This is a genomic window from Ruegeria sp. HKCCA4633 (assembly GCF_013034605.1).
Classification (GTDB): domain Bacteria; phylum Pseudomonadota; class Alphaproteobacteria; order Rhodobacterales; family Rhodobacteraceae; genus Ruegeria.
The window spans coordinates 99369-112107 of the sequence record NZ_WQGJ01000008.1 but is presented as its reverse complement, the minus strand read 5'-3'; the positions used below and the strand labels follow the sequence as shown (position 1 = coordinate 112107).

The following is a 12739-nucleotide window of genomic DNA, read 5'->3' as shown; positions in this document are numbered from 1 at the left end:
TTGCACTTAATGCGAAACAATCGAAGTTAAAGTTCGATATGTTATGAAAAAAACTGCGCCATATTGCGACTTGCACCAATATACGGGCCTATCTCCGCAAACGATTTGTCGGAGGCACGCGTCACATGAAATCCCGTACCAAGGTTGTTGTCATTGGGGGTGGCATTGCGGGCTGTTCCACGCTTTACCATCTGACCCAGGAAGGCTGGAGCGACGTCGTTCTGGTCGAGCGCAACGAGCTGACTAGTGGCACAACCTGGCATTCAGCGGCGCAGGTGACCAACTTTGGTATGAACCAAACCATGGTCGGCCTGAAAACGCATTCGATTAATCTGTACAAGAATCTGTCTGAAAACCCGGAATACCCAATCAACTATCACCACGCCGATGGCGGTATCCGGTTGGCTAATACCGAAGCGCAAATGCAGGGCTATCGCCATTTTGCGTCAATGGCGCGGGGCATGGGGGTGGAATTCGAGGTTATCGACGCCGAAGAATGCGCCCGCCGTCATCCTCTGATCTCAACCACCAACCTGCTTGGTGGACTATGGGATCCGCTGGACGGCGATATTGACCCTGCGCAACTATGTCAGGCTCTGGCCTATCACGCGCGCAAAGCGGGGGCTGAAGTCTATCGCAATACACCTGTAACCGCCCTGTCTCAGCACAAAGACGACACTTGGACCGTTCACACTGAACAAGGCGACATCGACTGCGACATCGTCGTCAATGCTTGTGGTTACCGTGTCAACGAAGTGGGTGCGATGATGGGTGTCCATCACCCCGTCGCCTCGATGGAGCATCAGTACTTCCTGACCGAAGACATCCCCGGCATTGCAGAGGCCGGACACCGGATGCCGCTGCTACGATGCCCAATCAGCGACTACTACAGCCGTCAGGAAAAAGGCGGACTGCTGGTGGGATTTTATGAACAGGACTGCAAGCCCTGGGGCATGGACGGTATCGATCCAAACTTTGTTAATGCGCTCTGCCCGGATGATCTGGATCGGGTCATGGATGTGCTGGAAGGCGCGTTCGAGCGGATGCCCGCCTTGCGTGAAACAGGCATTCGATCGGTCGTGAACGGCCCGATCACCTATACAATCGACGGTGCACCGTTGGTTGGGCCGATACCGAGCAAGCGCAATGCTTTCTGCATTATCGGCTTGCGTGCCGGTCTTGGCGAAGGCGGCGGGCACGGTTGGCTGCTGGCGCAACAAATCGTGCATGGCGAGGCGTGTTACGACACCTGGTGTCTCGATCCGCGCCGCTTCACCGGACATGCCAATGTAGAACTGACCTCGCTTAAGGCCATCGAGGACTATCAGAATGAATTCCGTTTCCATTTCCCACACGAACACCGACCCGCAGGTCGCCCCGCCAAAACGACGCCGCTGACGCCAATTCTGGCAGCGGAAGGCGCCGAGTTTACTGTGGTGAACGGATGGGAACGGGTGGATTACATCAAACCGTCGCCCGATTTTCATCCCAGCCTCACCTTCAATTTTGACGAAGCCTTCAACGTCGTTGCAAGCGAAGTTAAGAACGTGCAGGAGAATGTCGGCCTGTGCGAAGTGAATGGATTTAACCGGCTGGAAATCACCGGGCCTGATCGCCATTCATTTCTTGACCGGTTGTTCTGTGGCAACGTCACCAGGCGTTCAGGCCGTGTCGGTCTGGGCTATCTTTTGAACCATCAGGGCATGATCAAGGGCGAGGCCACAATCGCCAACATTCCAGCCAGCGATCGTGGGCCAGACCGCGTCTGGTATGGATCGGCAGCTGCAAGTGAATACCACGATATGGATTGGCTGTCCCAGCATCTGCGCGCGGACGAGGATGTGCAAATCCGGTCGATGACCAATGACCAGACGATCCTTGTTCTGGCAGGCCCCAACGCGCGTAACGTCCTGTCCGCCTGCGCGCGTGGAGATTGGTCGAAAGAGGCCTTCCCGTGGCTCTCGGTTCGCGAAACCTTCATTGGCTTTGCCCCGGCCACCGTCATGGGCATCAGCTTTTCGGGCGAGCACGCTTATGAAATCCACGTCCCAAATGCCTCGCTTTATGCCGCTTATCTTACACTACGTTCAGCCGGTGAGAGGCATGGTTTGAAACTGTTCGGCGCGCGTGCGGTTGAATCTATGCGTATGGAGAAAGGTTTTTTGCACTGGAAAGCCGATCTGCTGACCGAGTTCGACCCGTTTGAGACAGCGCTGGATCGCTTTGTCAATTTGGACAAAGGCCAGTTTGTTGGCAAAGACGCGCTGCTGAAACGCAAGGCCAGCGGCCCAAAAAGATCGTTGGTGACGCTGAAGATCGACGCCATACACGCCCCGGCCCACGGCGGCGCATCGCTGATGGAGGGCGACACAGTTGTTGGCACCATCACATCCGGAGATTGGGGTCATCGCGTCGGGATGAACCTGGCTTACGCCTTCGTAACCCCCGAGTTGACCAGTCCAGGCACCACAATGAACTTGGACATGTGCGGAGATATGGTCGCGGCAGAAGTTATACCTTTTTCACCCTATGATCCGGATTTCTCGCTCATGCGCAGTTGAGGATGTTTAAAGCCTTCTTCGCGTCTTCTTTCTTGCCATAGCAGGTCCTGTTCCGGCTGAGGTGCAAGCCCAGCAAACCCCTGAAACCGTGGAAAGCCTGCGGCAAGTGCCTGCCTGCCCCCCCTTAAAAACCAAAGAGGTCGAAAACCACTCAAACTATTCAACGGCAAGTAAACAAGTTGGCATATCCTGCTCAACCGTCTGGAAACCGAAGGGGGCAGACACTAAGCTGAATTTGACCCTTTGGCATAGCAATTGAACCGTCTGCCGCCATGGGCTGTTGTGGAGCTAGAATGCGTGTCAGCGTAGGGATCGCCGTATCTATACTTGTTGCCCTGTCGATTGGCGTGTCAACTTTTGTGGTGCATTCCCTGTGGTGGACAACAGCCCGCGAAAACAGCCGCATGCTGTCGGCTGAAATCAACAGCCAGATTGCCAACACCGTGCGCATCGAGCTTGGGCTAACTCTCAGATCTGCCGAGGCCGCATGGGCCGCTGTCCGCACGATTTTCATCCAGGATGTCATCCAGACACGTCAGGCCGACAAACGCGAGTTCGTGTTCCTTTCGCAGCTGCAAGCGCAGCCCAATATCTCGTGGCTTACCTTTGGCTGGCCCGATGGCAACTTTTTTGCTGCCCACCGGCTGGGTGACAGCGGGCTGGAGATGATGGAAATCGACAAGAATATCCGTAACCGAATGCTGCGGAAGGATCGGTATATTTTCATTCCCGGTGACATTCAGTTCGAAGAACGGAGCTTTACAGAAACCGAATACGACCCACGTGAACACGCTTGGTACAGCAACTTCATAAGCCGCAGCAAACCGGATTGGATCGAGGTTCGGGATCTGCCCGGCAGCGACAAAACATTATATGCCTTTTCCGGGCCCATCGACGTACGCCGACAACGACAGGGCGTGTTGACTGTTGCGATTGATACGGATCGCCTGTCACGCTTTCTGGGCTCACTACGTCCTGGTGAGTTTGGTGCGGCCTTTATCATCAACGCCGACGGCAAAGTCATTGCGGTACCGGATCCCGAAGCCGACGAAATCACGCCAGCCCGAATGGGAGAGGGGGAACTATACGAGGTTGCCAAAATCTCGGGTGAAAGGCTGATGGCCGACGCGGACAACAAAACACCAGGCCCTGTGACGAAACGGATCATCTATGAGGATGTGCCCTATGCGGTGGCGCTGACACCTCTTGGATTCTACGGCTGGCGGGTAGCCACAGTGATTCCGGAATCCGCGTTCCTGTCGGGGATCGACAAAACTCTGATCAATCTGGTTTACATCTTGCTTGGCGTCGTTGTTGTCGCGATTGGTCTGGCGATCTGGTTTGTGCGCCACGTCGTCGCGAACCCACTTTCACGTGTAGCCGAAGACCTCAGCCGAATCGAACAATTTGACGTTGAACAGGTCTCGCGCAGGCCCTCGCGCCTGAAAGAGCTTGAAAACCTGTCCGCCGCGACCGCCAGCATGGCTGTGGGTTTGTCGGCCTTCCGCAAATACGTACCGACCGATCTGGTCAGGATGCTTGTGGCGGAAGGCATCAAGACCCAGCCGGGCGGTGAGCCAAAACAGATCTCCGTTTTATTTTGCGATGTGTCCGGGTTCACGGGACTGACCGAAAAACACGGCCCCAAAATCGTTGAACTGATGGCGCCCTTTTTCAGCGCCGCCTCATCGACAATAGAACGCCACGACGGGACGATCGACAAATTTATTGGCGACGCGGTGATGGCCTTCTGGGGCGCACCAAAGCAGAACCCAAAACACGCCGAACACGCCTGCCGTGCCGCGCTGGAGCTGGTGGACGTGGTCGAGAATTCCAGCCTGCAGAGCCAGACCGACAGCGCGCTTCATGTTCGCATCGGGCTAAACAGCGGCGAGGCTCTGGTCGGAAATATCGGGTCCGAGCAACGGTTGAACTATACCGCAATCGGTGATGTTGTGAATGTCGCCAGCCGTCTGGAAGGGGTCAACAAAACTTACGGCACTGCAATCATTATCGGCCCGGAAACACGGCGCGAGGCGGGCGATGCCATCGTCGTGCGTGAGCTGGAGACGGTTGAGATACAAGGCCGGTCTGAAGCTCTTGTTGTGTTTGAGTTGATCGCGATGGCCGACAATTTCGAAGGATCACACGACTGGATCGAAGCGTACGAAGACGGCTTGTCCCATTTCAGGGCCAAACGTTTCACCGAGGCAATCCATGCGTTTCAAACCGCCGACACCTTGCGTGGCGGCGACATGGCATCGCGATCAATGATCCAACGCGCAACTATGCAGCAATCTGGCCTCTCTTAACCCGGGCATACGCATTAGTTTTCGCCGGCATCACAACCGTGGATCGGGCTTTTCGGACTTCAAAACCGGAAGTAAAGGAACTTTGTGAAAGCGACAGTTCGCGATAAGACGCAAGTGCTCATGCCACCAATTCTATCGCACGGCACGGTACGTGGGGAGATCGCCAACCTGAAACACGGGTTTTGGCTATTGGTGCGCCAGGTGCTTTGTCTGAACATCCTCTGACCGACACACTACCGGAAACGGCATCAGCAGCGGTGTTTGAAATAGCTTGGCTGATTCCAGACACATGTAAAACCTTCACCGACCGCAGCGCCGTCACCGGCAGATCGTCTGGACCCATACGGCTGCTGGAGGAAACTGCACGGAAATAGGTGAACTCACGATCATTCGTGCCATGCGTTACAAAGTAAGCACCAATGTGCGCATCCGAGACCTGGCGAACAGTCGACGTATTGATGCCTTCTGCTGTCCAAAGGTCAATGAGCGAGTTTCCAAACGTGTCTGACCTGATATGTCATTCTCTGAACTTCAAAACAAAACCGACAAAGGATCACCAGAAGGGCCACTGCGTCAGGCTCAAAAACCGCGTTGCGCAAGGTTGGTCCAGAACGCAATTCCATGTCGGATCGCGTCATCGTTGAAATCATATGACGGGTTGTGAAGCGGCATGGCGTTGTTCCCGTCCAACCCGTTTCCCATCAGAATGAACGCGCCCGGTCGGTGCGCCAGAAACTCGGCAAAATCCTCCGAGAAACCCACCCGACCGTATTCAGCGTCAACAGAACCAACATCGCGAGCTGCGCCCAAGATTACCTCGGTGGCCCGGGTATCATTTACCAAAGGCTGGAACGACGTTGAATAATCGACCTCCGCCGCCACCTCTTGCGCAGCACACACACCATCAACGATGGCGCGCATTCTGCGCTGAATGTTGTCTGAGACGTCTTTGGAAAACCCCCGGCAATCCCCACGCAAGGTCACATTACTCGGCAGGATATTGCGCGCGCCGTCTGTCAGGAACTCAGTAACTGAAACCACACCATGTTCGCCGGGAGGAAGCGAGCGCGATACAATCGACTGCAAGTGCAATACAATCGCAGATCCCGTCACGATCGGATCAACGCCCTTCTCTGGCATGGACGCGTGACCCCCCTGCCCCTTAAGGCGGATTTCAAAATTATCCTCGAATGCACAGAAAGGTCCTGCCTGAGTGGCGAAGTGGCCCAGCTCCATTCCCGGCATATTGTGAAGCCCAAAAACTGCGGTCATAGGAAAGCGTTCGAACAAACCGTCAGCAATCATCGCAGCGGCCCCATTTCCGTTCTCTTCATCCGGCTGGAAAACAAAGTGAACGGTCCTGTCCAACGATGTGTCCGCAGCAAGGGCCAAGGCAGCACCAAGCAGCATCGTGCTATGCCCGTCATGACCGCAGCCGTGAAACTTGCCCTCTGTTTTTGACCGGTAGGGCAAATTGGTCATCTCGTGAATCGGCAGCGCGTCCATATCGGCGCGAAACCCGATTGCGGTCTCATCAGGACCACGGCGCAAAGTGGCAACAACCCCGGTCCGACCCACGCCTCGGGTGACCTCAAGCCCAGCGCGCTCCAACTCGGCCGCGATCAAATTGGGGGTCCGGTCAAGGTCGAACCCGGTTTCTGGATGGGCATGAAGATCACGACGAAACGCAACAAGATCAAGCATCAGAAACGCCCCCTTCGGACAAGATGACCAATGGCAAATCATCGTCGCCCTCAAGGCAGGCGGCAAGCCCAGCCGCTCCGGATGGCGTGGTCGAGAAACCCAAATCAAAGGCGCTGTTTACTGCGTTCTGAGCCTGTTGGTCACTGATTGTAACCCAATCGTCTGCACAGCGCTTTAAGATATCCAAAGCCAACATGGATGGCGTTTTGCAATCCAAACGCCCCATATTTGAAACGGGCCCTTCAACCGTAAGGATTTCTCCGGCTCGGGCGCTTTCCTTCAGACAGGGTGCAGCATCTGGTTCAACCACTGTGATCTTTGGCTGCACCGGCCAGTTCGACCGGATCATATAGGCAATGCCCGCGGCCAGCCCACCAACGCCCGCCTGCAGGTACACGTGGCTCGGCCAATTTGCGGACACTTCTAAATCGTTGCGCATTTCTTCAGCAATGACAGTATAACCCTCCATCACCAATCGCGGAGGCTCGGTATATCCCGGCCACGACCCATCGGCGAGGTGAATGGCACCGGTTGCTTCGGCGTCAGCGACGGCTGCGGCCACGCTTGCCTCATAGTCACTGCCGGATCGAACAACATCTGCGCCTTTCGCCCGAAGACGAACAGCAAACTCTTCGGGGACTGTTTCGGCAAGATAAATGCGCGCCGTTGCACCAAAGAGCTGCGCGCCAGCGGCCACGGCCATGCCGTGATTGCCTGCGCTGGCGCACACAAAAGTCATCGATCGCGCCACATCCTTTACGGGATCGCTCAGAAAGGCGCTGGGTGTCAAAGAACGACCAACACGCGCTTCGATCAGCTTGGCAACAGCGTAAACACCGCCCAGAGCTTTGAACGCGCCCAGGCCCATCCTGTTGGTTTCATCTTTGATCAGGATCGTTCGCCATTGGAAACTGCGGGTTTCTAACGGGCTTGGTTTATAAGCTGGACATTCCGCCAGCAACGCCAGCGGCTTTGCCACATCAAGTTTCTTACTGTGTTCCATGATCAGAGTTTTACGCACAAGCTGCGATCTATTATGGTCACATTTGCCGATTTTCCGGGAAACTTTTTCACATCAAGGAAATCTTTGTGAAACTCGACCAATTTGACCGCAGCCTGCTGCACCTGATGCAACGTGATGCCAAAATGGGGCTGGAGGCGCTTGCATCCGAAACAGGCTTATCGGTCGCATCCGTTCAAAGGCGTCTGAAGGCGCTCAGAGCTTCTGGTGCTATTCACTCGGAAGTGGCAATTGTCGACCCGAAAAAACTGGGCGTTGCAATGAGCTTCGTTGTCATGGTCGAATTAGAACGCGAACGCCAGGATCAGATCGACGCTTTTTCGCGGCAGGCGCAGGCAGAGCCAAGGGTGCAACAGTGCTATTACATCACAGGTGATGCGGACTTCTGCCTGATCTGTGCGGCGCGTGATATGGATGATTTTGAAGAGTTGACCAAAAAGTTGTTTTTCGACAATTCAAACGTTCGCCGGTTTCGAACGTCAGTTGTGATGGGACGCAAGAAAGTTGGCTTGGGCATTCCTGTCAAAGACAATGGCATGGACTGATGAAGCGCCCCATTCTCGCTTCATCGAAGTGGCAAAGACCAGATTTTTCGTTTGGGCAACTGTTCTGGCCTTTGCCTAATCGCTCTTAAGCTGCGGCAATCTGGCTTGCTTTCTCAACCAGCACTTCCGCTTGGCGGATCGAGGCATAGTCGATCAACCGACCATCCAGAGAAACAGCACCTTTCCCATCCGCTTCCGCCTCGGCCATGGCGACAAGAATGCGCTGCGCCTTGGTCACTTCGGCGTCGGACGGCGACATAACTTCGTTTGCCAAAGCAATCTGGCTGGGGTGGATTGCCCATTTCCCTTCGCAGCCCAAAACAGCGGCGCGCTTGGCGGCAGCTTTATAGCCGTCAGGGTCCTGGAAATCCCCGAATGGACCGTCGATGGGCCGCAGCCCGTTGGCGCGTGCGGCCACGACCATGCGCGCAAGCGCGTAGTGCCACATGTCGCCCCAATGTGTCATACGGCCTCCATCGGGATCCGCATCCGTCAGAACTGAATAATCGGGGTTCACACCACCGATGATGGTTGTCCGCGCACGTGTCGACGCCGCATAATCGGCGACACCAAAGTGAAGACTTTCGTTGCGCTTCGAGGCAGCGGCGATCTCGCTGACATTTTGCATGCCCAGCGCAGTTTCGATGATGTGCTCGAACCCGATGCGCTTGCCATAGCCCTTGGCGTCCTCGATTTGCGTGACCAGCATATCCACGGCATAGACGTCAGCAGCTGTTCCGACCTTGGGGATCATGATCAGATCCAGCCGCGTGCCAGCCTGTTCAACAACATCCACCACGTCGCGATACATGTAATGGGTGTCCAGCCCGTTGATGCGCACCGACATGGTCTTGTTGCCCCAATCGATGTCATTCAGCGCCTGAATGATATTCTTGCGCGCCTGTTCCTTTTCGTCAGGCGCGACAGCATCTTCCAGATCAAGGAAGATGACATCCACATCCGATTTTGCCGCCTTTTCAAACATTTCGGGCTGGCTACCGGGAACGGCAAGCTCGCTGCGGTTCAGACGCGCTGGGGCTTGTTCAATGGGGTGAAAGCTCATGTTTTGGTCCTTCTTCTTACTAGTTCGCATGGATCGGGAATCGTGCGCAAAGCTCTGCGACTTCGGCTTTGACCTTGGCTTCGACAGCGCCGTTGCCGTCTTCACCATTCGCGGCCAGACCGTCGACCACTTCGATGAACCAATCGGCGATGAAGACGAACTGGCTACCGCCATAATAGCGCCGACCGGAATAGCCTTCGGCGTATTTGTTGGTCATGACCGAGCCCTGCGCCTCCATCACGGCGGCAGAGACGATGTTCTCAGAGGCAATCAGCTCGATCTCGTCGCGCTGACGGCCCAGTTCAGATGTGATCGAGCCAAAAAGCTCAGGGTTGCGGTCAGACAGGGATTGGGTGAAAAATCCATCGGCACGTTGCGGTGCATTCAAAAGTAAATCCTCCGGTGGATGGCGGCGACGCGGCCACCGTGGGCCGCATCGGCAATTAGCCTCAGGCGCGCTGGCAGGTCAGATCACCCGATCGCGTGGCTCTCGGCCTTCGAAGAAATCGCGCAGGTTATCGAGTACACGGAACCCCATCGCCTCGCGTGCCTCGCGCGTGGCGCTGCCCAGATGCGGCAGCATCACAAGGTTGTCGCATTGCAGAAGATCCGCACAGATACGGGGTTCACCATCGAACACATCCAGTGCTGCACCGCCGATCATGTCGAAAGCCAGCGATTGAACCAGCGCCCGTTCGTCGATGACTTCACCACGCGCCGTATTGATCAGGAACGCGTCGGGTTTCATAAGGTCCAGCCTGCGCGCATTTATCAGGTGGCGGTTCGCAGCCCCGCCGGGGCAATGAAGTGAGACGAAATCGCATTGCGGCAACAACTCATCAATCGACCCAACCTGAGTAGCTTTGCACCGCGCCAATACAGCCGGGTCCACCGGGCTACGATTATAGACCAGCACGTCCATGCCAAAGCCGTGATGCGCACGGCGGGCCATTTCCTGACCGATGCGCCCGTAGCCGATGATGCCAAGCGTCTTACCGCTGACCTTGGTCCCCACCAGATGCGTGGGCCGCCAACCGGTCCAGTTGCCGGAACGCAGCTCGCGTTCACCCTCGCCCGCCCGACGCGCCACCATCAGCAGCAGGGTCATGGCGATATCTGCGGTGCATTCTGACAGAATATCAGGCGTGTTCGTCACGGTCATACCCAGCTCGCGGGCGGACGGCTCACAGATGTGGCTGTAGCCCACTCCATAATTGGCAAGGATTTTTGTCTGCGCACCAGATACGTCCAGCGCCTCGGCGCTGAGCGTGTCGGTTACCGTTGGCAAGACCGCGTCATAGGATTTCAACGCCTGCCGGATTTCGGACGGGGACAAAGGTTTGTCCCCGGTGTTCAGCACGGTGTTATAGTTCTCGGCCAACTGCGCCTCAACGGCAGCAGGCCAGCGACGGGTCACAAGAACCGAAGGTTTGACCATCACGCAGCCTCCATCACACGCGCAATTGTTTCACCAATTACGGCAGGGTTTTCCGCCACGGTCACACCAGCGGCAGACAGGATTTCAACCTTCTCGCTAGCGCTTTCGCCAAAGGCCGAGATGATCGCACCCGCGTGGCCCATGGTCCGCCCTTTCGGAGCGGTCAGACCTGCAACGTAGGCGATCACAGGTTTGGTGATGTGGTCACGGATGTACTCTGCCGCCTCGGCTTCCTGCGGGCCGCCAATCTCACCAATCATGGCGATGACATGGGTGTCTTCGTCTTCTTCGAACCGTTGAAGGATGTCCTTGAACGAAGACCCGTTGATGGGATCGCCCCCGATCCCGACGCTGGTCGATACACCAATTCCGCGTTCTTTCAGCTGCGCTGCGGCCTCATAGCCCAGCGTGCCCGAGCGTCCGATAATCCCCACATGCCCCGGAAGGTAGATGTGACCCGGCATGATCCCCAGCAAAGCTTTACCGGGCGAAATCGTGCCCGCGCAGTTCGGACCGGTCAGAACCATACGTTTGTCTTTGGGGTAGCGGTACATGTAGCGTTTCACCCGGATCATGTCTTGCGCTGGGATACCGTCGGTGATGCAAACGCAGTACCGGATACCGGCATCCGCTGCTTCCATGATCGAATCTGCGGCAAACGGAGGAGGAACAAATACAAGGCTGGCATCCGCGCCGGTCGCCTCAACGGCTTGTTTGACGGTGTCAAAAACCGGAACGCCTTCGACGGTTTCGCCGCCCTTGCCGGGAACGACGCCGCCTACGACATTCGTGCCATATTTCAGCATGTCTTTGGTGTGAAACCGCGCCATCCGGCCGGTGATGCCCTGTACTATGACACGCGAGTCGCGATCGAGAAGAATGCTCATTACACAGCCCTCATCTTGGTGCCTTGGGTAAGGTCGTTTTTCCATGCGCCTACAGCGCGTTCTGCTGCTTCCATCAGTGTTGTGGCGCGGATGATCGGCAGCCCGGACTTGGCAAGGATCTTCTGGCCCTCTTCGACATTGGTACCAGCGAGCCGGACAACGACCGGAAGGTCGATATCCAATTCTTTCAGCGCCTGAACGACGCCCTCGGCCACCCAATCGCAGCGGTTGATGCCTGCGAAAATGTTGACGAGGATGGCCTGGACATTGGTGTCCGACAGAACCAGCCGAAACGCCTTGGCGACCCGTTCTGGCGAAGCACCGCCACCGATATCAAGGAAGTTTGCGGGCTCACCACCGGCCAGCTTGATCGTGTCCATAGTTGCCATTGCCAGACCGGCACCGTTGACGATGCAACCGATGTTTCCCTCCAAACCCACGTAAGACAGCCCCCGGTCCGCCGCGCGACTTTCGCGCGGGTCTTCCTGGCTTTTGTCGCGCAGCTCGGCAATCTGCGGGTGGCGGAACAGAGCGTTGTCGTCAAAGCTCATCTTTGCATCCAGCGCCAGCACCCGGTCGTCACCGGTGATGACCAACGGATTGATCTCAACCATGGTGGCGTCCAAGTCGCTGAACGCGGCGTAGCACCCCTGCAGTGTGCGCACCATCTGCTGGATCAGCTTGGGTTCAAGACCAAGCTTGAACGCAATTTCACGCGCTTGGAATTCCTGAAGCCCGACCGCTGGCTCCACAATGGATCGCACGATGCTGTCCGGACGGTCGGCCGAGATATCCTCGATTTCCATCCCACCCTCTGACGAGGCGACAATCATCACCCGCTGGCTGGATCGGTCCAGAACAAATCCCAGATAAATCTCGCGGTCAATAGGCACGGCCGCTTCGACATAGACACGATAGATGCCTTTGCCTTCGGGACCAGTCTGATGTGTGACCAGCTTACGACCAAACAGGTCATCGCAGGCCTGATAAATCTCGTTCTCTGTATTGCACAGCTTGACCCCTCCGGCCTTGCCGCGCCCACCGGCGTGGACCTGCGCTTTGACGATCCATTTGTCACCGCCCAGCTCGCGCGCCCGATAGGCCGCCTGTTCCGGGCTGTAGGCAAGCGCGCCAGCAGGGACGTCCACCCCGAAATTGGAAAGAAGTTCTTTCGCTTGGTATTCATGAATATCCATCTGCAATCCTCC

General features: G+C 56.4%; 10 protein-coding genes and 1 pseudogene. 3 read left to right on the top strand and 8 right to left on the bottom strand.

Going from position 1 to position 12739, the window contains the following annotated elements; translation table 11 throughout:
• Positions 1-125: 125 nt before the first annotated feature.
• Both GOV85_RS17755 and GOV85_RS17750 read left to right on the top strand, forming a co-directional pair.
• Positions 126-2561: an FAD-dependent oxidoreductase gene (locus GOV85_RS17755; RefSeq protein ID WP_171180599.1), complete on the top strand. Its 2436-nt coding sequence runs from the start codon at positions 126-128 to the stop codon at positions 2559-2561.
• A 293-nt stretch (positions 2562-2854) separates the two neighbouring features.
• Positions 2855-4873, top strand: a complete 2019-nt coding sequence (locus tag GOV85_RS17750) for an adenylate/guanylate cyclase domain-containing protein (RefSeq protein WP_171180596.1) — start codon at positions 2855-2857, stop codon at positions 4871-4873.
• Between the two features lie 118 nt (positions 4874-4991).
• Here GOV85_RS17750 and GOV85_RS21800 read toward each other — a convergent pair whose 3' ends face one another.
• The 3 genes from GOV85_RS21800 to GOV85_RS17735 form a co-directional block, all read right to left on the bottom strand.
• Entirely contained in the window at positions 4992-5387 is a 396-nt protein-coding gene (locus GOV85_RS21800; protein ID WP_371810115.1) for a PfkB family carbohydrate kinase, read from the bottom strand.
• Between the two features lie 65 nt (positions 5388-5452).
• On the bottom strand, positions 5453-6577 hold the full coding sequence (locus tag GOV85_RS17740; protein WP_171621402.1) for an amidohydrolase: 1125 nt from the start codon (positions 6575-6577) through the stop codon (positions 5453-5455).
• On the bottom strand, positions 6570-7580 hold the full coding sequence (locus tag GOV85_RS17735) for a pyridoxal-phosphate dependent enzyme (protein WP_171180592.1): 1011 nt from the start codon (positions 7578-7580) through the stop codon (positions 6570-6572). Before GOV85_RS17735 ends, GOV85_RS17740 begins: the two co-directional genes overlap by 8 nt.
• An 86-nt stretch (positions 7581-7666) precedes the next feature.
• Between GOV85_RS17735 and GOV85_RS17730 the strand changes: the two genes are divergently transcribed.
• Complete coding sequence (locus GOV85_RS17730; RefSeq protein WP_371809149.1) at positions 7667-8143, top strand: Lrp/AsnC family transcriptional regulator; 477 nt, start codon at positions 7667-7669, stop codon at positions 8141-8143.
• 85 nt (positions 8144-8228) lie between these two features.
• On the opposite strand, the gene GOV85_RS17725 is transcribed toward GOV85_RS17730, so the two are convergent.
• The 5 genes and pseudogenes from GOV85_RS17725 to GOV85_RS17705 all read right to left on the bottom strand — a co-directional run bounded on the left by GOV85_RS17725 (position 8229) and on the right by GOV85_RS17705 (position 12727).
• Positions 8229-9206, bottom strand: a complete 978-nt coding sequence (locus GOV85_RS17725; protein ID WP_171180590.1) for a CoA ester lyase — start codon at positions 9204-9206, stop codon at positions 8229-8231.
• Positions 9207-9348: 142 nt separating this feature from the next.
• A pseudogene (glyA, locus tag GOV85_RS17720) lies at positions 9349-9594 on the bottom strand (serine hydroxymethyltransferase); the annotation flags it as partial.
• A 78-nt stretch (positions 9595-9672) separates the two neighbouring features.
• Positions 9673-10644 carry a D-glycerate dehydrogenase gene (locus GOV85_RS17715; protein ID WP_171180588.1) on the bottom strand — a complete coding sequence of 324 codons (972 nt, stop codon included), beginning with the start codon at positions 10642-10644 and terminating at the stop codon, positions 9673-9675.
• A complete protein-coding gene (gene sucD, locus GOV85_RS17710; RefSeq protein ID WP_171180586.1) occupies positions 10644-11531 on the bottom strand; it encodes a succinate--CoA ligase subunit alpha in 888 nt (295 codons plus the stop codon). Before sucD ends, GOV85_RS17715 begins: the two co-directional genes overlap by 1 nt.
• Entirely contained in the window at positions 11531-12727 is a 1197-nt protein-coding gene (locus tag GOV85_RS17705; RefSeq protein WP_171180584.1) for a malate--CoA ligase subunit beta, read from the bottom strand. The genes sucD and GOV85_RS17705 overlap by 1 nt, the downstream gene beginning before the upstream one ends.
• Positions 12728-12739: the final 12 nt, after the last annotated feature.